Consider the following 24,689-nt stretch of genomic DNA (forward strand, 5'->3'; position numbering starts at 1 on the left):
CTCTATGTCTTACACTTTGAATTTTCTGATCATCTTGTTCATACGCTCAACCATTTGAGATAGCGTATTTGCGCTTGTTGAGATCGAGTCAATTGATTGAGTTTGTTCATAAACAGCAGCAGAGATTTCTTCTGAACCTGCTGCTGTTTCTTCAGAAATGGCAGCAATTTGCTCAACAGATTGATTAATTTCTTGGCTCGTTTGTTCAAAGTATTGGAAGGCAGATGAGATATTTTTTACACGATTTGTCATATCGGTTACTTTATTTTTAATATCAGAAAAATACTGACCTGATAATTGGATTTGCTGTGTTCCTTCATTCACTTTTTGGAAGCCATTATTTAGCTCATTTGACATTGAGCTAGTTTCTTCTTTGATGCTTGTTACGATATTTGTAATGTTTTCAATAGAAGACGTCACTTCATTAGCAAGCTTCTTTACTTCTGATGCTACAACCGCAAATCCTTTCCCGCTTTCCCCTGCTCTTGCAGCTTCTATAGATGCGTTTAAAGCAAGGAGATTTGTTTGGTCTGCGATCGTTTTAATAACAGTAACTAGTTCTGTAATCGATTGTGTTTTTGTTTCAAGACTTTTTACTTTTTCAACAGAGAGTTCAACTATTTTGTATATCATGTCCATCTGTTCTAAAGACCTTTTCATTTGGTTATCACCGTTTATGGATACGACAAGAACTTCATCAGAAAATTGAACTAATTTCTGACCGTCATGATTAACATCAATCAATTTCTGACTGAAATCTTTGATATGCTCTGAGATATCTGATACTTCATCTGCCTGGCTATTCACACCTGTAGATAATTCTTCAATGGTGTTGGCAACCTGTGTGCTACCTTGTTTTAATTCTGTTGAAGATTCTGCAAATGCAGAACTTTGTTGATCAACATCTGTTGCAATGTGTGAAACCTCTACGATCATTTCTCGTAAGCGAGTACCCATATGATTAATAGATTTAGATAATTGACCAATCTCATCGCTACCATTGCTGGTTAAAGGCTCAAAAGTAAGATTACCACTTGCAATTTCCTCACTCATTATCACGAGCTGATTCAAATTAGCAGAAATTTTTCTGCTAATGATCATAAGAAGAACTGTTGAAACAATGAGCGCTACAACCACAGAAATGATAAGAAGAGTGATAGTTTGCCCAATATTTTTTTGTGATTCTGTTAAAGCTGCGCGATTTGAATCTGTCGCCATTGTTTTTAATTGTTCACTTAATTGACTTGTTTCCACCTTTAACGTACCAGCTTCTTCTTGTAATCTCTTAAACTCTTTTGTATTAATTTGTTGGACATTTGGAACAATTGTGCTAAAGAAGTATTCATCGAGCTTATGGTTATTTTCCATGATTTTATTGAAAATTTTAATTTGCTCTTCATTTTCTAGTTGGCTTTTTAAGTTCTTTGCAATTTTTATAAACCTGTGACTATCATCTAAATACTCTAGAAGCTTTTCATCTTCAGCCAATAATAAATATTCTGGTATTTGATTGTATTTTTCATGATATAAGGAGACTAAGTCTGCAGAATGAAGCGCTACTTCATTTTTTATCAATGAATTTTTAATCGTTTGATTCGTTTGCATGAGCAAACTATACGTAATAATAATGGAAACTAAAAAAGTAATGGTAACAACGAGAAATACATAGAAGTATTTACCACCAATCTTTGTGTTTTTCCATCGCAACTGATTTAACAAATAAATCCCCCCATAAAAACATGTATCTTTTATATTCAGTTTCATTTTATTATCGACAAAATTCGAATATTATTCAGTGGAGAATTTAGGTATATTTTACCAAAACAGATGGTAGTTTATTTGATGATTTCAAGTGAAATTTATACTATGTTTTTTTGAAAATATTATAATTACATGAAGAATTTAGTCGAATATATTGTATAATTGAAAACGGATACATTAGAGGCGACAAGACAACTGAGAAATTAAAGATAGAGAACTAATCTTTGGTAGTTTATAAGAAGGGGGATGGAAAAATGAAAAAACGAGTACCAATTAAAGAGGGAGCTCAAAAGAAAAAGGGGGGATTTAGGTTAAAAGTACCAAGGTATATAGAAGCGATGACACTGAAGTCAAAGATTATTTTGTTTTTGCTATTATTTACTCTTATCCCAAGTTTGATCATTGGAAATGTCGTGTATTTTGTTTCGAAAAATACAATTGAAAATAAAGTTGCGACAATGAACGAAGATATAAATGTTCAAGTAACAAAAAATGTAAATAATGCTCTAAGAGAGTTAGATAATCTATCATTAGTCCCTTTTTCAAATATGGAACTGATGGAAACGCTACAATCAAATGATGGTTTATCTGAATTTGAAAAGTTAACGAAGGAGCGAAATGCTTCAGAGTTCTTATCCAGTATCACATTCTCTAACAAAAATGCCAAAGCAATTTTCTTCGTAAATAGAGAAGATACGGTGTATGGGGAACAAAACATTGAAGATTTTTCCTTAGAAAATTATAACGATTCTCCCTATGCAAAGGAGGTTGAAAACGCTAAAGGTGTGATCTCCTGGAAGGCAGGGATCGAAAACAATTATGAAAATATTTATTTGTTCCGGAAGTTTGACCGAATTGGTACGATCATCCTTGTTGCAAATGGAGATGTATTTCAAGAGGTATATGAAAATGGACAGGACCATTCAGTAAGAGAAATTTCAGTCTATAATGAAGATGGAGTAATCATTTCCAGTAACAAACCGGATTTAGTAGGATCCAGTTTTGATAATCAAAAAAATACAGAGGATAACCTGGTTTCTGTCAAAGAAACTGAGAATGGATGGAATGTGGCTGTTTCAACTTCAAAATCCTATTTAATGAAGGAAATTCAAAACGTTATCTATTTCGTTTATTTGATTATTCTAGGCTTTGTCTTGCTATCAGTTGTTGTAAGTATTTTCCTGGCGAGAAGTATGACAAGGCCAATTAATAAAATTGTGGCCATTATGAAAAAAGCAGAAAAAGGCGATTTAACCCACAGAGCGGATTATCTATATAAAAATGAAGTCGGACAATTAGGAAACAGCTTTAATCATATGATTGATAATATGACCCTAATGATTCGGGAAAATAAAAAGGCTTCAACACATGCAGTAAACAGTGCGAATGATCTTAAGCGAATATCTGTAGAATCTGCTAGTGCTACAGAGCAAATTGCAATTGCTATTGATGAGGTGGCAAAGGGTGCTGTTAGTCAGGTTAATTATTCTGAAAAAACGAACCTCGAAATGAAAGAGCTATCAAGTGAAATCAATGAGGTAGCTGACAATATGATCAAGGTATCAACTATAACGGAAACAACGAAAAAGTTAAGTAGTCAATCGATCGTGACAATAGAGGAATTAACCGAAAAGAACAAAAAGATGGGGACAAACATCAGTCAAGTTGATGAAACAATGGACCAATTAAATGAAGAAATTGAACAAATAAAAGAAATCGTTAAAATGATTAAAAGTGTAAGTGATGAGACGAATTTGTTATCCCTGAATGCAAGTATTGAAGCAGCAAGAGCAGGGGTTGCAGGCAGAGGATTTGCTGTCGTTGCAAAAGAAATACGGAAGCTTGCCGACCAAACGAAGAACTCATCGCTGAGAATTGAAACGGTCATTTCAAGTATCCTGTCACAAACAAAAAAATCAGTAGAGCTTGTCAAAACGACAATAACTCTTTTTAAGGAACAATCAGTATCCATTCATGATACTCAACAAGCATTTGAAAATATATTAGCAGGAACAAATTCAATTATCTATGAAATTGATTATATTGAAGCCTCAATCGATAAGATAAATGTAAATAAAGAAAAAGTTGAGCATGCCATTAATGAGATGGTAGATGTGGCAGAAGTGTCTTCCGCTACAGCTCAGGAAGTAACCGCAACAACAGAGGAGCAGTCAGCTGCAGCGGAAGAACTTGGTGATCTTGCATCATCTCTTTCTCAAACGATTGTAGAATTAGAGAATACGATAAATAAATTTAAGGTAACAGAATAAATAAGGATTTTATTATGTAAAAGTCCTATATCACTTTTTTAAAGGTTTTACATACTGTATTAAGGTATTGACCTTGGAGGTGATTGTAATGAGTGAAAAATATGGTGGAGCTGGATACGGTAGCGGCTTTGCTTTAATCGTTGTATTGTTCATCCTATTAATTATTGTTGGAGCGGGTGCTTTCTCAGGTGGCTATGGACCTGGTTATGGTTCTGGATATGGCTGGTACTAAATATGCGGAAGGGGCGTTTTCGCCCCTTTTATTTCGGTTGTGCAAACGTCTAATATTCACATAACCCCATCATTATCCCTCCACAAACAATCTTCACAGCTTTAATGTTTAAATGGGGAAATCGATTAGTAGCATATTCGCAGACAGACTCTTGATGAGAAGAAGACATTTCTGATCCTAATTCATTGGCAAACTCAGTGTCAAAATCTGATACATACAGAGTAAGAATGATTCCATCCTTTTGACGTTCAACTCCATATTTATGTAAAAACTCCATAGAAGATACACCTCCCTTTATAGTATGGAAAATAGTTGAATCCTTTATCCAAAAAGTAACAGTGTTATGAAATTGTCAAAGTTAATCGTTTTCAAGTAAGAGACAGTTAGTATAATAGAAGTATTGATATTGAAAATGGAGTGAGAAGATGTTCAATACATCGGTAGGAATACTTCGGTTCACAGGAAATTTAGAGGGAATTTCATACCTGGTTTTATTGCTGATTGCCATGCCGTTAAAGTATTTTTTAGATTTTCCTTTTGCTGTCACCATGACTGGTGGAATACATGGCTTTCTTTTTGTGGCCTACGTGATTATGGTTGCCTTTGTGTTTTTTAAAAAACGCTGGTCTTTCTTTTTTGTAATATGGGCAGTGTTTTTAGCTTTTATTCCATTCGGAACGTTTTTACTAGACAAGCAGTTGAAAACAAAGAATTAAAGGAAAAGAGGACCGATTCATTTGTTTGGAAGCGGATCCTCTTTTTATTGTTATTCATTTATTTCCACATGCTCTAAAATATTCTGAGAGGTGCTTTTTTGAACAGAGTAAGTGATGGTAATAGGTGTATTTGTCGGCAAAGACTCTAATGTTTTGTAGTGTTCTTCAGATAGTTGTATGGCAGTTGGAGTTTGGTCGATGATGACCTCAATTGAATGAGAGTCTATTAATCCAATATAAATGGCCTTTACGTGTATAGAATCCTCAACTGTTGCTGCAGTGTCTTTAGGATGTTCAGTGCTGGCACATCCTATTAAAATGAAAAAATAGATAAAAACAGAAAAACAGTGAATTATGTTACGCATTCGTTTACACTCTCCTATAAATATCAGTACTACTTCATGTATAAGCAACAGGAGAGAGAGTCATGCTTGATTTATTCTTTATAAATAAAATAAATCAAGGGGTATGTTGTTATTGTGTAATTGCTTAAAAGGGCCTTTCCGTTGGAAGGCCCTTTTAAACTAGTTATTTCCATATGCTTCTTTTGCTTTCTGATTGAGTGGGAAATGTGTCTGCCATTTTATTTGTTGTTCCTGCAACATGTGCTCTTGAAACAAGAAGTGATTTGCGGTTTTGTAAGTCTGCATGATTTTAGAAAATGGGTGTTGCGGCGTCAAGAGGGACAAATAATGTGAACTATATTGAAGTGAAACTATATGGATATTCATCACAAAAACAAAAACTTGTAGAGCGATTTGCCCTACAAGTTATCATTTTTTTTGAGGTAATTTAACAACAAATGTCGTGCCTGCATCTAATTTGCTTTCTACACTTATTTGCCCGCCGTGGAGATCAACGATCCATTTTGCAATGGAAAGGCCTAGACCATGACCTCCGTTTTGTCGCGTTCGTGCACGATCCACACGGTAAAATCGTTCAAATATATATGAAAGGTCTTTTTCGTCAATTCCAATACCTGTATCAGATACAGAAATAAAAGCATCGTCTTTTTCTTTCCATACGGTTAGTTTTACATGATCGTTTTCAGACGAGTATTTTATCGCATTATCTAGAAGAATGTATAGCAGCTGGATTAATCGTTCTCTTTGACCATATACAGTTATAGAGTGCTGCACGTCCAGATTAAGCTGTATATTCTTTTCTAATGCATGTGGTTCGAACGAGTGAACAGTTTTTTCAGATATAGGCTGTAGATCAATGTTCTCAAAACTAATTTGTTTTGGATCATCTGTATCAGACCTTGCGAGAGTGAGCAGATCTCCAACTAACTCAGTCATACGTCTTACTTCTTCTTTTACATTATCAACCATTCTTGCCGGCATATTGCTTAATTGATCTTTTTCCATCTCAAGAATTTCAATGGAAGACAGCATCACACTTAAAGGAGTCCTGAGTTCATGGGAAGCATCTGCTACAAAATCCTGCTGTCGTTTAAAAGCGTGGCGAATTGGAACCATGGCACGCTTTGACATGACAGAGCTAAAGTAAAAGGCAATACATGAAAAAAAGACAATCATTATAACGAGAAGGATAAAAAGTCCCCGTAAGAGCTCTGATAAATCTGTTATATCCTCTCCTAAGTAAAGGTAGCCGACAAGCTGATTTCGTTCATATATTGGTTCGGCAATCATCATTACTTTTAGTTTTTCACCTTTAGGGATATACGTAGAGAATTGATCTTCTTTTTTATGTTTAAGAATTTTATCATGATTGATCTCTATAACTTCTGTTTTGATTTGTTCTCTAGCGGGCGTCCAATCATCAATCATATTTAAAAATTCACCTTTAAAGAGTGACAATTGTTCATTTTGTAAGACGAGTTCACCTTTAGTGTTGAACACATAATAAAATAATTGATTACTGTTCACAGTTAAAAATTGTGGCTCTCGTATAAAATCACGAGGCTCCTCTAAAAGCTTTTCCACAGATTCTGCCTCATATAAGGCCATTTCTCTTAGTTCATTTTTTTCTGCAGTTGTAAACCAGAAATAAGCAATAGCGTAAAGAAGAGTGATAAATAGAAATAAAAACAAAAGAATTAGTAAGCTATATTTAACAGTTAAGCTTTGTTGTGTTTTTATAAAAAGATCCTTGTTTCTACGTTTCAAGCTTGTATCCAACCCCCCTTACACTATGAAGCCAATTTTCTTTGTCGAACTTGGCAAGTTTTTTACGAAGTAACTTAACAGTAGCATCAATTGTTTTATAAGAAACATCTGTTTCAGTTCCCCAGATACGATCATATATAATGTCCCGTGTTAGGACCTGACCCTTATTTTGAACAAGCAAATCAAGCAATTGATATTCTCTTGGAGTTAATTGTATAAGCTGTTGATTCATTTCAATTGTTTGGCTTGTACGGTTGATGGTTAAACCCTCTATTTTAAGAACATCCTCACGAATAGGTGAAAAGTTTCGGCGTCCCAGCGCTCTTAAGCGTGCTAAAAGTTCATCAATTTCAAATGGCTTAACAAGATAATCATCTGCACCAGCATCAAGTCCAACAACCCGGTCGGCAATTGCATCCTTAGCTGTTAGCATTAAGATTGCACCACCATAGCGTTCATTTCGTAATTTTTTACATGTTTGAATTCCGTCACCATCAGGCATCATCCAATCCATAATGATCACATCATAATGAGAGGCAATCGCATATTCATAAGCATCTTCACCAGTTGGTACCCAATCCACATGATAGTTTGCCTTTTGTTCTAACATATATGTGATAAGCTCACCAAGCTTTATATCATCCTCAGCTAACAAGATATTCACCCCGTTAACTCCCTTCTATACAGTAGTTTATCGTATTTTACCATGGGTAAGTGAAAAAATAGAGAAAATAAAAAAGGGAGGACGCACGGTATAAGATCAATATTTTAGTAGATTCAAAGGCCTGAACCTTGTATGATTGGAATGAAAATATAAAACGAACGCGGGGAAACGGTCATGATTGAGAACTATATTGAAGCTTTAGACATTGCATATGTTTCATCCTTTGCTACAAAACTTGAAAGAAGCTGGGGATATCTTTTTTATAATGAAAATCAACCGAATTATTATGATGCAAATCACGCACACATCTCTACATACAATGGTCATTATGAAGAGATCATTAATGAAGTAATTGCCTTTTATAAAGAAAAAAATATTATACCACGCTTTTATCTCTCAAACTATGAAGGACAAGCGGAATTTCTTGAACTGCTAAAGAATAAGGGTTTTAGCTTTGAAGAATTTGAAAGCCCGGTTCAATTATGGAAACGGAAAATAGACATTGAACCGAATTCAATTGTTACGATTGAAGAGGTAACAAGCGATAATATGCAAGACGCCATTCATATTGAGTGTCAAATTCCGGAGCTCGGCGGTTCAATTCGAGAAAAAGCATTTAAAGAAGAATTCTCGCAAGACTGTTATATCCATTATTTATTAAAATACAATGGAACCGCTTGTTCTACAGCATGCATATTTTTATATGAACAAGATGCACGATTAGAAAGTGTAGCAACCATTAAGGAATATAGAGGAAATGGTTTAATTGGCCAGCTTATCCATTACATACAGGAAGATATGCTGAAGAAGCAGGTTGACCGGTTATGGGTGCACCCAATTAATGAGCGAGTGGAAAAGGTTTACCAAAAGTCTGGATTTGACACAATTTTAAATGTAAAGTCGGGTCATGCGTTTCTGGGAGGAAAAAGTATAAAGGACATTCAAAATGGGCTATAACAATTTAATTCCATCTTGACTTTTTATTCCATTCTCTGGTATTTTAAAAGTAATTACAGTTTAGGAGATGTGTTTTGTGAGGGTTTCTGTTCTTAACTAACGAAGTCAATACTTCATCTACATGAATATAGTTGAAAAAACTTACCTATATCGGAGGTTTATTTAAGTATGTACATGTGGACGGTTAAGAACAAAAACGGTTATCGTACACAATTTGCGATCTTCTTGCATAGTGCCCGTGTGAAAAATCCGTGCTTGTTTAAGTACGGATTTTTTGTATCCACACATTAAAAACAAATAACCCTTTTTAAAGGGGGAATTTGTCTATTTGTGCACACGTAAAGCCTATGTAATCATGATCTAAAAGAGGTGCTGAACAACCATTGTTCAGCACCTCTTTTTATTGTCTTTTTTCTAAAAACAAGGTTCTTTGAAAAAAGACTATTTGGGTTGATTTGAGCGGAAGGTGTGAGACTCCTGTGGGAGTAGCGGGACAGGTGAGATCCCACAGGCGCATGCGCCGAGGAAGCTCACCGCCCGCCCCACGGAAAGCGAGCATCCTGGAGCTCAAATCAACCATCTCAACACTAATTACCAAGCAGCAAAGGTTTAAAACAGCCTTTTTTAAAAAAACACAGGAGGTTCTACCATTGAACAAAAAAACAATTGAAAGTCTTGAATACAATAAAGTCTTAGCATTACTTAGTGAATACGCAATGAGCGAGGCAGCAAAACAAAGAGCTCTAAACCTTTTACCTATCACTGATGAAAGAAAAATAAAAAGATGGCAAAACGAAACAACAGAAGCATGCAAAATCATTGAGAAATCATCAAGTATCCCTGTTCACTCATTACACGGAGTAGAGCAAATCGTTACACTAGTTGATAAAGGCTACTTGCCTACACCAGAACAATTCGAGTTTTTAGGAGCCTTTTTAGATAGTGTGAAAAAAATTAAACGATTTATGATGAAACAAGACTATCACGCTCCGACAGTTAGTTCATATGCATACTCTTTATATGAGTTACAAGATCTTGCAGATGAAATAACAAGGTGTATAAGGAATAATCAGGTAGATGATTATGCAAGTAGAGCACTATCAAAAATTAGAAACAAGCTAGTCACTCTTGATGAGAAAATAAAAACAAAGATCGCCCAAATTATGAAGGCATCTTCCTCGTACCTCCAAGAACAGGTCATTAGCATTCGAAACGGACGATATGTTGTACCTGTGAAAAGTGAATATAAACGGAAATTTTCCGGTACAATTGTTGATCAATCCTCAAGTGGGCAAACCGTTTTTATGGAACCGAGTGATTTAAATAAACTGCAAGACGAACTGACCTACCTAAAAGTAGAAGAGGAATTAGAGATCCAAAAGGTCTTAGGACAACTAACAGATATGACAGCAGTTTATAAACAGGAATTACTCATTAATATTGAAGGAATGGTTTCGTATGACTTTATTTTTGCGAAAGCAAAGTTAAGTAAACATATGAATGGATATGAGGTGAACATCCAATCCGATGAAGGGTTTGAAATACTGAATGCAAGACATCCATTACTTGGTGCAAGTGCGGTTCCACTATCAGTGACTTTAGGAAAAGATTACATGGCCTTAGTTATAACTGGTCCCAATACAGGTGGTAAAACCGTTACAATAAAAACGATAGGTCTACTCACCATGATGGTGCAATCAGGACTTCATATTCCAGCAGATCCTACCAGCTGTTTTAGTATTGTGAAAAATATTTATGTGGATATCGGTGACCAACAAAGCATTGAGCACTCCTTAAGCACGTTTTCGTCTCATATTACAAATGTCATCGAGATATTAAATCATTCACGTGAAAACACTCTCGTCATTCTTGATGAAATCGGCTCGGGGACAGATCCGCGAGAAGGGATGGGATTAGCCATTTCAATCCTTGAAGCACTATATCATTCAGGAGCCCTGCTTGTTGCTACTACACATTATAGTGAAATTAAGGATTTTGCAGAGAAAGCAAGCGGATTCCAAAATGGCTCAATGGATTTTGATATTGAAACTCTGCAACCTCTATATAAATTAATTGTTGGTAAGGGAGGAGATAGTCAAGCGTTCTCAATTGCCCAAAAGCTAGGGATGCCGATGAAGATTATCCAAAGGGCAAAGGAGATTTGCGATCGTCACTCAACAGAAGAGATAACAATCATTCCTGCCACAAAGGATAGAGTAAGAACACCTAAAAAGGATGAACATAGAGTGATGAATAAGCAAATTCACACCTATCAAGTAGGAGACGCGGTTTGGATTCCACATCTTCAAACTAAGGGAATTATAGAAAAAACAATAAATCCGATGGGAGAACTAAAGTTGATTGTGAAAGGAGAAAAAATAACACTCAATCATAAACGGGTAAAACCTTTTATACAGTCTGAAGAATTATATCCCGAAGAATATGACTTGAACCAGGTTTTTGAAGAAAAAGATGTTCGTAAGAAGAAAAAGTTAATGAAAAGAAAGCATGTCGATGGCGTTGTCATTGAATATATGGAAGAATAAATAAAAAGAAAATGATAAGATGTGACCCACAGAAATGAGGGCTCACATCTTATTTTTAAGCCATGTTAAATGATGTTTAATTTGGTCTAAAAATTGAAACCAGCTATAAATAATGGTCGAGGTATTTCGTTGCCGCGCCATTAATTCCTTTATAATTTTAAACTCCACCTTTAATCCCTTTACTTTTGTAAGCGTTATCATTTATAATTAAATTAGATGGGATGGCACGAGTTGTCATCATAACATTTGGCGAAGGTGGGGCGATATATACATTGATCTTATTCTGAAGGAATTAAACCTTGTGAATGTGTTAAGGTCTATGATTTAAATGCACTATATTCTGAAAAATTAACATGTTAATACTGTACTGAGTGGATAGATGTGAAAAAGATTGCTTGTTTTCAAGAAACGTTATTTTTAGTTGTATAAGATTTTAATAGTTTGGGAATAATAGAATTAATGAAAATCAAAGGAGGAAAATGATAATGGAAAAAAAGCATGTCTTATCTGATTTTGTTAATGGAGATCGATTTGAATTAAATTCTTACTTAACTTATTTATTTGATAAATTTAATGCGGATAGTGATCATACAGAGGATAAACTTATAAAACAATCTATTAACTAATTGAAGGGATAATAAAGTGATGAGAAATAAAATTATATAAGCGAGCTTGTCTATTCTAATCTGAATAACAAGGTCGCTTTTTGTTTGTCTTAATTTTATATACATAGAGACCGTTGACCAAACGTTCAAATAAACAGTAACAAAGCCTATCTTTAAAATATATTGTGAAAAACTTCACAAAATGTATTGTATTTTCGAAAAGGGTGCATTATAATAAAGTCATCAAATGAATGTGAAACATTTCACAAATATTATGTGAAATACTTCACAATAAAAACTCTTAGGAGGAATTTTAAATGAAAATAGCTGTTATTGGATGTACACATGCAGGAACTGCTGCAGTTTCAAATATGGTAAAACTTTACCCGGAGGCAGAAATTACAGTTTACGAAAAAAATGATAATATATCTTTTTTATCTTGTGGTATTGCTTTACATGTTAGTGGAGTGGTAAGAGATCCAAATGGTTTATTTTATTGTACTCCTGAAGAATTAACTGATCTCGGTGTGAACATGCGTATGAAGCATGAAGTGAATGATATTAATATTGAAGAAAAAACGATTATGGCAAAAGACCTTACAACGAATAGGATTGTACACGATACATTTGACAAACTTGTTCTAACAACAGGATCTTGGCCGGTAATTCCAAAAATTGAAGGTATAGATATGGAAAATGTACTTTTATGCAAAAACTTTCATCATGCTAATACAATTATTGAAAAAGCAAAGGATGCACAAAACATCGTTGTAGTTGGTGCAGGTTATATAGGCATCGAATTAGTAGAAGCCTTTGAAATGAGTGGTAAGAACGTGACACTTATTGATGGGGAAGAAAGAATTTTAAGCAAGTATTTAGACGAATCATTTACAAACGTAGTTGAACAAGATTTTCAAGAACGTGGTGTGAAGCTTGCTTTAGGAGAGACAGTCACACGTTTTGCTGGTGTAGATGGTAAAGTAACAGGTGTAGAAACAACGAAAGGAACATATGAAGCAGAGCTTGTGATCCTTTGTATTGGTTTCCAACCGAATACACAATTAGTAAAAGGACAAATTGAGATGCTTGGTAATGGAGCAATTAAAGTTGATGATTACATGAGAACAAGTAATAAGGATGTATTTGCTGCAGGTGATAGCTGTGCCATCCGCTACAATCCAACAGGTAAATATGCCTATATCCCTTTAGCAACAAATGCAGTAAGAATGGGGACATTAGTAGCGAAAAACTTGATGAAACCCACCATTCGCTATATGGGAACACAAGGTACTTCAGGTATAAAAATTTATGACCAAAACATTGCAACAACTGGATTAACCGAAACTTCAGCACTTCGTATGGGAATGAATGTGAAAAGTATCACAATCTTGGAGCATGACCGTCCTGAATTCATGCCGACTTTTGAAGATATTTCTTTAAAAGTAGTTTATGAAGAGGACACAAAACGAATCGTAGGTGCTCAAGTTATGTCTAAAGTTGACGTTACCCAATCTATTAATACATTGTCTGTATGTATCCAAAATAATATGACAATGGATGAGCTTGGCTTTGTGGATTTCTTCTTCCAGCCACATTACAATAAGCCATGGAATTTCTTAAATCAGGCAGGATTACAAACTATTTAGTAAAGATGAAAAGCGTTGGTATTCCAACGCTTTTTTAGTGTTTCATTGTCATGATTAAAGTTCAAAAGCAATGAAAGTAAATCACTAACGATATTTGATGTAACATGAATATTGTTATAACTAAAAATGAATCCTAATAAAAAAGAGGGGGTTCTTACTATGTCCGTAAAAAATCAAAAGGTATTTAATATTATAATGGTGCTGTTATCATGGTCATCAGTATCTCTTTTAGGAATTCATCATTTAAAAAAATTTTTCCCCGCAACAATTCTAATTGTAATCCTCGAAATGCTACATGCGCGAATTGGAAAGAAACGCAAATACTGGGTTTTTTACAACAAACCAAACTCCTTCTTATTTAATGAGTTACCTTATAGTACAGGTCCATTTATTTTCATCTCATTGTGGACGTTAAAAATTGCCTACGGGGATTTTAAGAAGTTTATTTTGCTCAACGGATTAGTACATGCTTTTTTTGCATTTCCAATCACATACTTAGCCAAAAAATTTCGATATTATAGGTTAGTTCGTATTAATAATGTTCAATTTTTTCTCTATTTCTTTTCTAAGTCATTTATACTATATTTGTTTCAGTATATTTTTGAAAATAACAAAGTTTTAACTAAAGAGCGTTGAACAGAACCTCTTGACAGGTTTTTTCGATTAGTAATTGGATGTAGCCCAATCACATTCCTTTTAAAATGAAAGGAAAAAATATACACTAAAGAAGTGGAATCATTCAATCTCGGAGGTGTGTAGGTTTGAATTATCGTGTAGAGAAAGACACAATGGGTGAAATTCAAGTACCAGCTGAAAAGTATTGGGGAGCACAGACACAACGAAGCAAGCAGAATTTTAAAATTGGTAGAGAAAAAATGCCGAATGAGGTGATTATCGGCTTTGCCATCTTAAAGCGAAGTGCTGCAATTGTTAATGATTCACTAGGAAAGTTACATACATCAAAAGCTGCTGCAATTGTTAAGGCATGTGATGAGATAATTGAGGGGAAATTAAATGATCATTTCCCACTGGTTGTATGGCAAACAGGAAGCGGTACGCAAAGTAATATGAATGTTAATGAGGTTGTCGCAAGAAGAGGAAATGAACTGTTAAAGGAAGCAGGTATTGATGAAGTCATCCATCCAAATGATGATGTCAATATGAGTCAAAGCTCAAATGATACGTTTCCAACAGCCATGCATATTGCAGGTGTGTTAGCTGTAGAAACACAACTAATTCCGGCTATCGAACAGCTTTATGCTATTTTAAATCAGAAAGTAGATCAATTTAAAGATGTAGTGAAAATTGGTCGTACACATTTACAGGATGCAACACCGTTAACCTTAGGTCAGGAAATCAGCGGCTGGACTCATATGCTATCACAAACGAAGGAAATGATTGGGAATGCTCTTCCGTACATGAAAAATTTGGCAATTGGAGGGACTGCGGTAGGAACGGGTATTAATGCACATCCTGAGTTTGGTGATCGAGTGGCAGAGGAAATTAGTAAATTTACAGGAAAGAAATTTCATTCGTCCAGTAATAAATTCCATGCACTAACAAGCCATGATGAAACTGTATATGCTCACGGAGCGTTGAAAGCATTAGCTGCCAATTTAATGAAAATTGCAAATGATGTTCGTTGGCTTGCAAGTGGACCGCGATGTGGAATTGGTGAAATTACTATACCTGAAAATGAGCCGGGGAGCTCAATTATGCCTGGAAAAGTCAATCCAACACAAAGCGAGGCATTAACGATGGTTGCTGTTCAAGTAATGGGAAATGATGCAACAATTGGCTTTGCTGCAAGTCAAGGAAACTTTGAATTAAACGTATTTAAGCCGGTCATTATTTATAATTTTCTACAATCAGTTCAACTTTTATCAGATGGCATGAATTCTTTCCATGATAATTGTGCTGTAGGTATTGAAGCAAACATACCGGTTATTGAAAAGTATGTGAAAGATTCTTTGATGCTTGTGACAGCACTTAATCCACATATAGGCTATGAAAATGCTGCGAAAATTGCCAAGCTTGCACATAAAAAAGGGTTAACCTTAAAGGAAGCAGCTCTTCAGCTTCAATTACTAACAGCAGAGCAGTTTGATCAATATGTAAAACCGGAAGAAATGACTTATCCAAAATAATAAAGGCCTGGCAACTAGTTTGCCAGGCTATTTACTGTAAGGAACCTCTATATAAAATGCAGCGCCATTTCGTTCATTAGAGGCCCAAACCTTGGCATCATGTAAATCAGCAATACGTTTTACAATGCTTAGTCCAATTCCAAACTCCCCTTTTTGCCCCTTTTGAAATGGCTCAAATAAGTGGTCCATCATATTTTCATCAATTGATGGGCCATCGTTCCAAACGGACAAGAGAAGCTTAGTAGGATTTTTCTTGATGGAAACCGAAATGACTTGGTCTGCATATCGTAAGGAATTTTCAAGGAGGTTTTCAATAAGCTTTTCCCATTGTTCAGAATCGCCAACAATTATTCCTTCTTCTAACTCGAGAGTCCAATTTAAACCTTTTTTTGCCCATTTTATTCGTTCAATTTCTTCTCGTATAAGAGCATCAATGCGAAATTCACTTTTTCTAGGCTTTCGAGTGGATAAAAAATCGAGCTTCGTTAAATAAAGCAAATCCTTTATTTTTTTCTCAAGCTTTTCTGATTCATCTTCTATAACATCCATCGTGCTTGATAAATCACCTTTTGGAAAGATTCCATCATTAACAGACCTTGCGTAACCCCTAATGACCATGACAGGTGTTTTTAGATCGTGTGAGATATTTTGTAAGAGAGTCTGTTGAGCTTCATCCTTTCTTACCAGATGTTGCCGCATTTTTTCGATAGTTTGTCCCAGTTTGCCAATTTCATCATTTCGATCAACTTCAACAGGTTCATGCCATTCTTGATCAGCGATTTTTTTTACGTGCTTTTCAAGCTTTACAATCGGCTTTGATAGATAGCGTGCTAACCATATAGAGGGAATCCAGCTAAATAAAAAGACGACGCCCATTACAATCATTAATCGTCTGAATAGTGTAAAGACAAGATCATTTCGATAGGAATCCCAAGAGTAAGAAAGGAGGTAACTAGGTTCTCCATTTACAGTAATTTTGCGTATGACATAAAACAAAGTTTGGTTTTTTAAGTTTTTCTCGTACTGGTATGTTGATTGTTTTTGATTAGCTGCCAATTCCTGTGTTTGCCTTAGAAAATCAACCGGTAATTCAATTTCATTAGAATTAAAGTAAAAAGACCGTTGAATAGGAAGCATTAAATGGGTAACGGTACGATCGTTTTGTTTTTCAATTCCCATATTATTTCCTAGATTTCCATACTCCAGTAACACAAGCTGTTCATTCTCAATCGTTTTATATATTTCTTTTGTGAAAAATCCCCGTAAAGTTGTGGGAAATAAAATAACCAATAAAAGTGATATAACAAGGAGAATACCTGAGAAAACAATCCAAATTTGAAAGGCTAACGGTTTGTTTCTCATCCTTTTAACATCCTATAGCCAAAACCATAGATTGTTTCTAATTTAAGTTCCGGCATTTTTTTCCGTAATCTTCTTACCAAATCATCAACGACTCGATCTGTTCCAAAGTAATCTTCGCCCCACAGGTTTGTTAGTATTTGTTCTCTGGAAAAAGCCTGGCCTTTGTTGTGAAGAAAAAGCTGAAGAAGATCAAATTCTTTTGAAGTTAGATTGACTTCTTCTCCATTAAAATAAACGATACGCACTTGTTCATCTATTTCATATGGATCAAGTTGTATTAAGTGGCTTGTTGCACTTGATTGCTCTACATACATTCTTGAAAGCAGTTTTTGAGCACGAATCACAAGTTCTCTCGGAAGAAATGGTTTTGAGATGTAATCATCACTTCCAAGCTCCAACCCTAAAACCCTATCTATATCTGCATCCCTTGCTGAAATAAAGATAACAGGTACTTCAGGTGTAACAGCTTTAATCTCTCTAATCAATTGATAACCATCAACATCAGGCAGCATGATATCTAAAATCCACAAATGTGGTGGAGTGTTTATTAAGTTTCTAGCTTCTGAACCAGTCTGACAAGACGTAACAGACCAACTTTCATTTTTTAAGTACATCGTCAATAATTCATTTAAATTTTGCTCATCTTCGACTAAATATACGTTGTAACTCATTGTTTCACTTCCTCTCAACGCTATTATACATCCTTCATTCTGTCTCTTTCACCATTTTCACAATTTCCCATAATTCTCTCATTATTATCCCAAACTCTTTTCATATACTTAAGCTATCAAAAATCAAGTAAATAAAGTGATTTCAAAAAGGAGATCTGAAAACGATGAGAGCTATTATTTTTGCAGGTATTTCTCTACTCTTACTATTAATTGTCATTGGTGGATTTGTAAGTTCACAAGGTGCTTAAATATAATATTGAAAAAAGAAAAACAGGAGGATGTTAACATGGGATATTATGATGAAACGGAAATAACACGCGAACAAAAAAAACCACGTAGAAGCTTTAAACCAATTCTTTCTTCATTAATAAGCGGTGTAGTTGGTGGAGCACTTGTGCTTGGTGTAACCACTTTTACAAATGATCAACAACCAAGCAGCACTGAAAATAACCAAGCTGTAGAAACAGCTGCGCAAAACGGAAATTCAACTTCTAAGGTTGATACACAAGCTATATCAACCAGTTCAAACTCTATTGCTGATATTGTAGACAGCCTTTCACCAGCAATTGTTGGAATTACAAACTTACAAGCTCAAACAAATGGAAATTTCTTTGGAAACTCCTCTGGAAACTCATCAGGGGAAAATATTGAAACCGGAACAGGTTCAGGAGTGATCTTTAAGAAAGAAGGAGACGCTGGTTATATTATTACAAATAACCATGTTATAGAAGGAGCTCAGTCAATCGAAGTCACACTTTATAGCGGAGATAAAGTTAAAGCCGAATTAGTAGGAACAGATGCATTAACAGACATTGCTGTTCTAAAAATAAATGCCGAGCATGTGACAGTCGTCGCTGAAATGGGTGACTCTTCACAGCTTCGTACAGGAGAAGATGTTATTGCGATAGGAAATCCATTGGGCGAAGAGTTTACAAGAACAGTAACACAAGGGATTGTTAGCGGAGTTGATCGAACAATTGATGTCACTACCTCTGAAGGAGATTGGGCATTAGATGTTCTGCAAACAGACGCAGCGATAAACCCTGGTAACAGTGGTGGTCCTTTAATCAATATGAGCGGACAGGTTATTGGAATCAACAGTTTAAAGATCTCTGAAAGTGGTGTCGAAGGTTTAGGATTTGCAATTCCGAGTAATGATGTGCTACCTATTGCAGAAGAGTTAATGAATAACGGAAAAATTCAACGACCATTCCTGGGAGTAGGTTTAGTAGAGATGAGTGAAATTCCTCAGTATTATTTGCAGGAACAAATAAACCTACCTGAAGATGTAACAGAAGGAGTAATCGTTGGAAATGTCTCACCAAACTCCCCGGCAGATGAGGCAGGCTTAAAGCAACAAGATGTGATTGTTTCTATGAACGATCAAGCTATTACGAATGCGAGTGACCTAAGAAAGTTTCTTTATACTGAAACAGAAATAGGTGAAGAAGTAGATGTTACGCTATATCGTGCAGGTGAAAAAGTAACACTTAAAATCAAACTAACAAACCGTGATGCAACAAACGCATAGTTCTAACATCTTGCAATAGGAAAAGTCATTACTCTTCATATAAATAATGAAGCTGACATGCTAAATGATCTATCTCCCCCTTTTAGGTCATTTACAACTGTCAGCTTTTTTATTTTAGGTAATACGTATGAAACAGTTGTAAAAAAAGGGAAGAGATTGAAAACTATATAGTGTACAATAAAAATGGGGACTAGTTCATAATGCACACATATCTATTTATCTAGATTCTTATGTAAACTAGGAAGGGGACCACCATGAATAGCTTAAATATAGAGAAAAAGAGAAAAAAGCTAGAAATGTTTATAAAAGAGAGTTTATTTGTTGAACAGATCTTTAAAGACACAAAGCCTGAGGCTTATTATGCTATGGATGTAGAGGGGAAATTTGTAATAGCAAATAGAGCTTGTGAATTAATATCTGGGTATAGTCAGGAAGAATTAAACCAATTCTCTTATAGTGATTTAATTATTGAATCTCACCTTCAAAATGTACAAACAAAGTTTCATTATTCTTTAACAGGGGCCATTCAGCAATACCAATGTACAATATTGTCTAAAAGTAACGAAAGAGTCGATTTAGAAGTAACAAATTCTCCTATTATTGTTGATAATGAGATTATCGGTGTTTATGGAATAGCAAAGAATATTACTTATTTTAACGAACAAAGAAAGAAGCTAAAGGAAAGTGAGCGGCTCCATCGAAGCCTGATTGAGCACTCTCCTGATGGAGTAATCATTACCCAAGAGCAACGGGTTGTATTTGCGAACAAAAAAGCTTCTGAGTTACTCGGTGGAAATAAGGTTGAGGATGTCTTGGGAAAAGATGTAAGCACTTTTTTAAAAAGATATTCAAGTATGCTTATCAATAATTTTAGCATGGCTGAAAAAGGACTGGCTTCAGAACTACATGAAGTAAAAATAGTCCAGCTTAACAATAAAGAAATAGATGTTGAAATTAAGACCATTCCTACAATATTTCAAGAAGATCATGCAGTTTATTTCATTATTAGAGATATTACTGAGCGTAAATTAGCACACGAAATGATGATTAACTCGGAAAAGTTAACGGTTGCCGGACAACTAGCAGCAGGGATCGCTCATGAAATACGCAACCCGATTACTGCGATAAAAGGATTTATGCAATTGATGGAGAGCGGTAAAAACTATAAACAAGAATTTTTTTCAGTTATCTCTGCTGAAATCAATCGTATGGAAATTATTTTGAGTGAGTTATTAGCTTTAGCTAAGCCTCAATTAGAACGGTATCGACATAGAGACATTCAAAGTATTTTAAAGCATGTTGTTACACTTACAAAAACTCAAGCAATATTACATAATGTTAATTTAAAAACTACGTTTCATCCAGAGCCTGTATTTGTATTATGTGATGAAAATAAACTCAAACAGGTGTTTATAAATTTCATTAAAAATGCAATAGAAGCAATGAAAAATGAGGGGACCATCACACTAATAGTCGAAAAATACGATGATTCCTCTGTTGTGGTAAACATAAAAGATCAAGGGTCAGGAATTCCGAAGAAAATCCTAGATAGAATAGGCGAACCCTTTTTTACAACAAAGGAAAATGGGACAGGTCTCGGGGTTATGGTTAGCCTTGAAATTATGAAACATCATAATGGAGCTGTTACTATTGAAAGTGATTCAAATGGAACAACAGTTTCAATTCAACTCCCTATTTCAAAACCAGAAGATTAAATAGTAAAAAAGAGTGAGGGAAACAATGGAGATTAAGACGAAACGATTAATTATTAAGCCTTGTACAGGAGAATTAATAGAAGAAGATGAAGATATAAAGCCTCATATTCACCACTATCTAGAAGAACTTGAAATAGATCAAGATCTTCTTGGCTGGGGAGTTTGGCTTGTATTCTCACAAACAGATGAAAAAATAGTTGGTGATATAGGTTTCAAAGGAAAGCCTGTTAACGGTATTGTAGAGGTTGGATACGGAATATCCCCTGATGCACAAAACGAAGGGTATGCAACTGAAGCAGTAGAGGCATTAGTTAACTGGGCCTTTCAAACAGGTAAAGTAAATAAAATTATAGCGGAATGCAAAAAAACGAACCATGCCTCCATTCGTGTATTAGAAAAGTTGTTCATGGATATAGTGGAACAAGACGAACATATGGTGTATTGGGAGAAACATATTTTTCATTAATTAAATGACGGCCCTTACTCTGCACAAGTGAGAACCGTCATTTTTTTGAACCTTTACCTTGTTCTTAACAGCTACTTGGCGGTGTATCATGATATTCAGGTGGTGCTGGACGTGGGACGGGTTTTGGAGCATGTGGCTGTGGATGCTGTACATATTCAAAAACACCCTGCCCATCCATGCTTGGTCCACTTGCCCAACGGCCCCGTGCGCTTTCTTCTCCTCTTGATAGATTCATAAATTTATAAGAGAATTCCTGAGCTTCCAAATGAATTGGGAATGTACTTGGTACTGTTCTTCCTTCCTTGGCTTCAAGCTCAGCAATGGCTGCTAACCACTGATTTTGGTGCATCCGATCTCTGGCAATTAAGAATGACAGCATATCCTTAACACCGCGATCATCAGTTGCTTCATATAAACGAACCGCTTGTAATCTTCCTTGTGACTCCGCATTTAAATTCGCTCTAAAGTCAGCCAGTAAATTACCACTTGCAATAATATAGCTTCCCATCCATGGTACACCTGTACTATTAACAGGCAGTGCACCGAGCCCTGATACAATCGCATGCTGTGGATTCATTCCCCCAAGTACAGCTTCGATAACAGGGTTTTTGGCAGCTTCCTCTTGGTCTTTTAAAGGAGCATTATCTAGCAATCTGCCAATCATGACCGAGAGCATTTCAATGTGGGCAAGCTCCTCAGTTCCGATATCTAATAACATGTCTTTATATTTCCCTGGACATCTTGTTGCCCAGCCTTGAAATAAGTATTGTAGGGCAACTGATATTTCCCCAAATTGACCACCTAAAATTTCCTGAAGCTTCTTGGCATAAACAGCATCCGGCCGATCGGGTTTCGCGTTGTATTGAAGCTCCTTGATGTGAAAAAACATGAAGAAACCCTCCTTGTTTGGATTGGTGAACAAGGATATATATATTCTTTGATGAAATGTCCTATTCCTCATTTACTCATCCTTTTACTAAAACAAGCTTCACAAACATACATATTAATGAAGATGGTATAAGGAGGGAAAGTATGAAAACATTTGAACAAGCTGCAGCATTTGAACATCAATTTTGGTTACAGGTGCTCGGTGACCATGCAAGATTTATTCTGGAATCACTGGCAGTAATGGAATCGAAGGATATTGAAAAAGCAAAGCGATATAGAGATGTTTTTGATACCTTACTAAAAAAATCTAGAGAACAATCTAACCTGACAACTTTAACCTTAGAAGCAGAAGAATATGTGAAGGAGTTTCGTGAGTTTAAGCTATCTATTATTAGAAGACATGTTTCAGGGGAAATAAAGATTCATCTTACTCCTACTTTCATCAATCATATGGTAAATGAGCTTGAAGAGTATTTACTCGTTCTTTCATATTTAAAAAGAAAGGAGGCGCCACCGATCTTTCATGAGTTGCACCATCACTTATTATGGCTATTAGATGCGGCAGGTCATGCAGGAGCTATTTCTGATGAATTAGATGCAACAGAAAAAAAGCTTAAACGTAAAAGCGATGAATATGTAAAGGAATTTGAAGAGTTTTATTTAAAAGCAGTTGAATTATCAGGATATTTACGAGCTAATATCGATTCTTTTCCAGCGTTAACAAGAATGAATAAGGAGGTACAACTTGAAATTGAGTTATTTCGAGGGTTTTTAGCTGAAGTGGAAGAAATGGAGCTAAACAAGGAGATGCTTAGTACGTTTTCACCTCTAATGGCAGATCATATGATGAGAGAAGAATGTTATTACTTAATGAAGTTAGCAGAGTCAGCTCAGACTAAAATGCCATCTTGTAATCCGACAAAGCCAAGAATATAAAAAGAGTAGGAAGACAGTTGTAAGCTGTCTTCCTACTAATACTATTAATGAAATTTAAGACGGTAAAAACTTTAACCCAACCGTCGCGGATATGATCATAGCAATAAACAAGACACGTTTCCAATCTGCAGGTTCTTTTAAAAACAGGATACCAAACAGTGCACTGCCAGCTGTTCCAATCCCCGTCCAAACCGCATATGCTGTTCCCATTGAAATGGTTTCTAACGCTAAAGTTAACAACAAAAAACTCGTTCCAAATCCTAAGGCAAGGAATAATCCGTTTAAAAGATTCTTTTTCTCATTAAAACGGGCAATTGCAGCAACACCTGCTACTTCACAGAGTCCTGCTAAAATCAGCATAAACCAATCCATCTTAATTCTCTCCTTTCACAGGCTGGCCATTTTCAGTCGTGACCATTTTTAGACCAACAACACCTGCAATAAGAATCGCACACAATAAAAGTTTCAACCAGTTTACCTCATTCGAAAAAAGGACGAGTTCAACAATGACCGTGCCTGCAGCTCCCAAACCAGTAAATACTGCATATACAGTACTGATTGGAAGTTTCTTTGTTGCAGTAATTAATAAATAAAAACTCACAATAATACATATCACCGTACCAGCCCATTCCAATCCAGTTGATGCATGCTTCAACCCTGTTACCCAACTAACCTCGAAAAATGTCGATATATAAACAAGAAACCAATACTTATTCATTTCGTTTATTCCTCCTTAAAAGCTGAAATGCCTCTCCAAAAAATGTTCCATGAGGCATGAAGTCTCCGTTGAAATCGATCTGTTCCACTATAAAGAAGTTCAATCTGCAATGAATCAATAAGACCAATAAAGGAAATCACTACCTCTTCGAGCGGTACAGTAAAAAATGTTTGTTGCTTCTCTAAATACTGTAGAAAGAGTTGTTCGATATCATCTAAATAGTTGTATACCTTCTGCATCATCAGCTCATGCAAGTGCGAAGGAGGAAGAAACCCATTACGCAATAAAAACTTTGAGGAAGCATGTGTTTCACATCGCTCACTATATTCCGCTAAAAACTGATAGAGCCTATCGTGTATAGGTAATGTGGTTTGAGAGGAAACATAATCTTGTATATAGCGCCTTTCATCCATGATTACATCTTCTAATATACTTAAATACAGTTCATCTTTACCTTTAAAATGGGCATAGATGGATTGCTTTTTTATCCCCACATCATTGGCAATTGTAGCAAGAGATGTGCCATCATAACCATTTTGTGCAAATTGAATCAATGCAGCATGTTTAATGTTTGAAGCAGACATATTATCAACCTTCCTTACGTTCGTCAGTTTATAGTATAATTGCCTTCATTTATAGTGTCAATCCAGAGTTTTCTTGTAGTAAAAAAGTAGGGATAGTTTCAAAATACTGACATTGCTTTTTTCAGTAACCGCTTGTTATCCT

The 24,689-nt window shown here is 35.5% G+C and carries 23 protein-coding genes; 12 read left to right on the forward strand and 11 right to left on the reverse strand.

Annotated elements, in window-relative coordinates:
- Positions 1 to 9 precede the first annotated feature (9 nt).
- On the reverse strand, positions 10 to 1,719 hold the full coding sequence (locus HWV59_RS23795) for a methyl-accepting chemotaxis protein (protein ID WP_235991887.1): 1,710 nt from the start codon (positions 1,717 to 1,719) through the stop codon (positions 10 to 12).
- 296 nt (positions 1,720 to 2,015) lie between these two features.
- On the opposite strand from HWV59_RS23795, the gene HWV59_RS23800 reads away from it, so the two are divergent.
- The gene (locus HWV59_RS23800) at positions 2,016 to 4,031 is read left to right on the forward strand and encodes a methyl-accepting chemotaxis protein (protein ID WP_175640525.1); all 2,016 of its coding nucleotides are present in this window, start codon (positions 2,016 to 2,018) and stop codon (positions 4,029 to 4,031) included.
- Between the two features lie 88 nt (positions 4,032 to 4,119).
- Positions 4,120 to 4,263, forward strand: a complete 144-nt coding sequence (locus tag HWV59_RS23805; RefSeq protein ID WP_175640526.1) for a YjcZ family sporulation protein — start codon at positions 4,120 to 4,122, stop codon at positions 4,261 to 4,263.
- A gap of 49 nt (positions 4,264 to 4,312) precedes the next feature.
- Here the strand turns inward: HWV59_RS23805 and HWV59_RS23810 are convergent, their stop codons facing one another.
- Entirely contained in the window at positions 4,313 to 4,540 is a 228-nt protein-coding gene (locus HWV59_RS23810) for a hypothetical protein (RefSeq protein ID WP_102228547.1), read from the reverse strand.
- 148 nt (positions 4,541 to 4,688) lie between these two features.
- On the opposite strand from HWV59_RS23810, the gene HWV59_RS23815 reads away from it, so the two are divergent.
- Complete coding sequence (locus HWV59_RS23815) at positions 4,689 to 4,979, forward strand: DUF3817 domain-containing protein (protein ID WP_175640527.1); 291 nt, start codon at positions 4,689 to 4,691, stop codon at positions 4,977 to 4,979.
- Between the two features lie 50 nt (positions 4,980 to 5,029).
- On the opposite strand, the gene HWV59_RS23820 is transcribed toward HWV59_RS23815, so the two are convergent.
- The 3 genes from HWV59_RS23820 to HWV59_RS23830 form a co-directional block, all read right to left on the reverse strand.
- Positions 5,030 to 5,344 carry a hypothetical protein gene (locus tag HWV59_RS23820; protein WP_175640528.1) on the reverse strand — a complete coding sequence of 105 codons (315 nt, stop codon included), beginning with the start codon at positions 5,342 to 5,344 and terminating at the stop codon, positions 5,030 to 5,032.
- A 408-nt stretch (positions 5,345 to 5,752) separates the two neighbouring features.
- Positions 5,753 to 7,111 (reverse strand): sensor histidine kinase, encoded by a 1,359-nt coding sequence (locus HWV59_RS23825; RefSeq protein ID WP_175640529.1) that lies wholly within the window; start codon positions 7,109 to 7,111, stop codon positions 5,753 to 5,755.
- On the reverse strand, positions 7,101 to 7,775 hold the full coding sequence (locus HWV59_RS23830; RefSeq protein ID WP_102228553.1) for a response regulator transcription factor: 675 nt from the start codon (positions 7,773 to 7,775) through the stop codon (positions 7,101 to 7,103). The genes HWV59_RS23825 and HWV59_RS23830 overlap by 11 nt, the downstream gene beginning before the upstream one ends.
- 174 nt (positions 7,776 to 7,949) lie before the next feature.
- Here HWV59_RS23830 and HWV59_RS23835 point away from each other — a divergent pair, with 174 nt between their 5' ends.
- The 5 genes from HWV59_RS23835 to fumC all read left to right on the forward strand — a co-directional run bounded on the left by HWV59_RS23835 (position 7,950) and on the right by fumC (position 15,676).
- Positions 7,950 to 8,732 (forward strand): GNAT family N-acetyltransferase, encoded by a 783-nt coding sequence (locus tag HWV59_RS23835; protein ID WP_175640530.1) that lies wholly within the window; start codon positions 7,950 to 7,952, stop codon positions 8,730 to 8,732.
- Between the two features lie 650 nt (positions 8,733 to 9,382).
- Positions 9,383 to 11,278, forward strand: a complete 1,896-nt coding sequence (locus tag HWV59_RS23840) for an endonuclease MutS2 (RefSeq protein ID WP_175640531.1) — start codon at positions 9,383 to 9,385, stop codon at positions 11,276 to 11,278.
- Positions 11,279 to 11,763: 485 nt separating this feature from the next.
- Positions 11,764 to 11,904, forward strand: a complete 141-nt coding sequence (locus HWV59_RS23845; RefSeq protein WP_175640130.1) for a hypothetical protein — start codon at positions 11,764 to 11,766, stop codon at positions 11,902 to 11,904.
- A gap of 296 nt (positions 11,905 to 12,200) precedes the next feature.
- On the forward strand, positions 12,201 to 13,529 hold the full coding sequence (locus tag HWV59_RS23850; RefSeq protein ID WP_175640532.1) for an FAD-dependent oxidoreductase: 1,329 nt from the start codon (positions 12,201 to 12,203) through the stop codon (positions 13,527 to 13,529).
- A 761-nt stretch (positions 13,530 to 14,290) separates the two neighbouring features.
- Positions 14,291 to 15,676 (forward strand): class II fumarate hydratase, encoded by a 1,386-nt coding sequence (fumC, locus tag HWV59_RS23855; RefSeq protein ID WP_175640533.1) that lies wholly within the window; start codon positions 14,291 to 14,293, stop codon positions 15,674 to 15,676.
- A 27-nt stretch (positions 15,677 to 15,703) separates the two neighbouring features.
- Here the strand turns inward: fumC and HWV59_RS23860 are convergent, their stop codons facing one another.
- Together HWV59_RS23860 and HWV59_RS23865 are read right to left on the reverse strand one after the other, a co-directional pair.
- Positions 15,704 to 17,038 (reverse strand): sensor histidine kinase, encoded by a 1,335-nt coding sequence (locus tag HWV59_RS23860; RefSeq protein WP_102228559.1) that lies wholly within the window; start codon positions 17,036 to 17,038, stop codon positions 15,704 to 15,706.
- Complete coding sequence (locus tag HWV59_RS23865; RefSeq protein ID WP_175640534.1) at positions 17,035 to 17,709, reverse strand: response regulator transcription factor; 675 nt, start codon at positions 17,707 to 17,709, stop codon at positions 17,035 to 17,037. The genes HWV59_RS23860 and HWV59_RS23865 overlap by 4 nt, the downstream gene beginning before the upstream one ends.
- Before the next feature lie 286 nt (positions 17,710 to 17,995).
- Between HWV59_RS23865 and HWV59_RS23870 the strand changes: the two genes are divergently transcribed.
- From HWV59_RS23870 to HWV59_RS23880, 3 genes are all read left to right on the forward strand, one after another.
- On the forward strand, positions 17,996 to 19,240 hold the full coding sequence (locus HWV59_RS23870; protein ID WP_175640535.1) for a S1C family serine protease: 1,245 nt from the start codon (positions 17,996 to 17,998) through the stop codon (positions 19,238 to 19,240).
- A gap of 254 nt (positions 19,241 to 19,494) precedes the next feature.
- Positions 19,495 to 20,955: a PAS domain S-box protein gene (locus HWV59_RS23875; RefSeq protein WP_175640536.1), complete on the forward strand. Its 1,461-nt coding sequence runs from the start codon at positions 19,495 to 19,497 to the stop codon at positions 20,953 to 20,955.
- A gap of 25 nt (positions 20,956 to 20,980) precedes the next feature.
- Positions 20,981 to 21,421 (forward strand): GNAT family N-acetyltransferase, encoded by a 441-nt coding sequence (locus tag HWV59_RS23880; RefSeq protein WP_102228563.1) that lies wholly within the window; start codon positions 20,981 to 20,983, stop codon positions 21,419 to 21,421.
- Between the two features lie 64 nt (positions 21,422 to 21,485).
- On the opposite strand, the gene HWV59_RS23885 is transcribed toward HWV59_RS23880, so the two are convergent.
- Positions 21,486 to 22,310, reverse strand: a complete 825-nt coding sequence (locus HWV59_RS23885; protein WP_175640537.1) for a manganese catalase family protein — start codon at positions 22,308 to 22,310, stop codon at positions 21,486 to 21,488.
- A gap of 143 nt (positions 22,311 to 22,453) precedes the next feature.
- Between HWV59_RS23885 and HWV59_RS23890 the strand changes: the two genes are divergently transcribed.
- On the forward strand, positions 22,454 to 23,245 hold the full coding sequence (locus tag HWV59_RS23890) for a DUF2935 domain-containing protein (protein ID WP_175640538.1): 792 nt from the start codon (positions 22,454 to 22,456) through the stop codon (positions 23,243 to 23,245).
- A gap of 54 nt (positions 23,246 to 23,299) precedes the next feature.
- On the opposite strand, the gene HWV59_RS23895 is transcribed toward HWV59_RS23890, so the two are convergent.
- Genes HWV59_RS23895 through HWV59_RS23905 form a run of 3 tightly spaced genes read right to left on the reverse strand, consistent with a single transcriptional unit; the run spans position 23,300 to position 24,547 of the window.
- Entirely contained in the window at positions 23,300 to 23,617 is a 318-nt protein-coding gene (locus HWV59_RS23895) for a DMT family transporter (protein ID WP_102228566.1), read from the reverse strand.
- 1 nt (position 23,618) lies between these two features.
- Positions 23,619 to 23,963: a DMT family transporter gene (locus tag HWV59_RS23900; RefSeq protein ID WP_175640539.1), complete on the reverse strand. Its 345-nt coding sequence runs from the start codon at positions 23,961 to 23,963 to the stop codon at positions 23,619 to 23,621.
- A 5-nt stretch (positions 23,964 to 23,968) separates the two neighbouring features.
- On the reverse strand, positions 23,969 to 24,547 hold the full coding sequence (locus HWV59_RS23905; RefSeq protein WP_175640540.1) for a TetR/AcrR family transcriptional regulator: 579 nt from the start codon (positions 24,545 to 24,547) through the stop codon (positions 23,969 to 23,971).
- Positions 24,548 to 24,689 lie beyond the last annotated feature (142 nt).

It is taken from the genome of Metabacillus schmidteae, assembly GCF_903166545.1.
In the GTDB taxonomy this organism is placed as follows: domain Bacteria; phylum Bacillota; class Bacilli; order Bacillales; family Bacillaceae; genus Metabacillus; species Metabacillus schmidteae.

Coding starts and splice junctions, on each gene's coding strand:
- HWV59_RS23800 (WP_175640525.1), top strand. CDS start 2,016: ATGAAAAAACGAGTACCAATTAAAGAGGGAGCTCAAAAGAAAAAGGGG.
- HWV59_RS23805 (WP_175640526.1), top strand. CDS start 4,120: ATGAGTGAAAAATATGGTGGAGCTGGATACGGTAGCGGCTTTGCTTTA.
- HWV59_RS23810 (WP_102228547.1), bottom strand. CDS start 4,540: ATGGAGTTTTTACATAAATATGGAGTTGAACGTCAAAAGGATGGAATC.
- HWV59_RS23815 (WP_175640527.1), top strand. CDS start 4,689: ATGTTCAATACATCGGTAGGAATACTTCGGTTCACAGGAAATTTAGAG.
- HWV59_RS23820 (WP_175640528.1), bottom strand. CDS start 5,344: ATGCGTAACATAATTCACTGTTTTTCTGTTTTTATCTATTTTTTCATT.
- HWV59_RS23835 (WP_175640530.1), top strand. CDS start 7,950: ATGATTGAGAACTATATTGAAGCTTTAGACATTGCATATGTTTCATCC.
- HWV59_RS23845 (WP_175640130.1), top strand. CDS start 11,764: ATGGAAAAAAAGCATGTCTTATCTGATTTTGTTAATGGAGATCGATTT.
- HWV59_RS23850 (WP_175640532.1), top strand. CDS start 12,201: ATGAAAATAGCTGTTATTGGATGTACACATGCAGGAACTGCTGCAGTT.
- HWV59_RS23860 (WP_102228559.1), bottom strand. CDS start 17,038: ATGAGAAACAAACCGTTAGCCTTTCAAATTTGGATTGTTTTCTCAGGT.
- HWV59_RS23865 (WP_175640534.1), bottom strand. CDS start 17,709: ATGAGTTACAACGTATATTTAGTCGAAGATGAGCAAAATTTAAATGAA.
- HWV59_RS23870 (WP_175640535.1), top strand. CDS start 17,996: ATGGGATATTATGATGAAACGGAAATAACACGCGAACAAAAAAAACCA.
- HWV59_RS23875 (WP_175640536.1), top strand. CDS start 19,495: ATGAATAGCTTAAATATAGAGAAAAAGAGAAAAAAGCTAGAAATGTTT.
- HWV59_RS23880 (WP_102228563.1), top strand. CDS start 20,981: ATGGAGATTAAGACGAAACGATTAATTATTAAGCCTTGTACAGGAGAA.
- HWV59_RS23885 (WP_175640537.1), bottom strand. CDS start 22,310: ATGTTTTTTCACATCAAGGAGCTTCAATACAACGCGAAACCCGATCGG.
- HWV59_RS23890 (WP_175640538.1), top strand. CDS start 22,454: ATGAAAACATTTGAACAAGCTGCAGCATTTGAACATCAATTTTGGTTA.
- HWV59_RS23895 (WP_102228566.1), bottom strand. CDS start 23,617: ATGGATTGGTTTATGCTGATTTTAGCAGGACTCTGTGAAGTAGCAGGT.
- HWV59_RS23900 (WP_175640539.1), bottom strand. CDS start 23,963: ATGAATAAGTATTGGTTTCTTGTTTATATATCGACATTTTTCGAGGTT.
- HWV59_RS23905 (WP_175640540.1), bottom strand. CDS start 24,547: ATGTCTGCTTCAAACATTAAACATGCTGCATTGATTCAATTTGCACAA.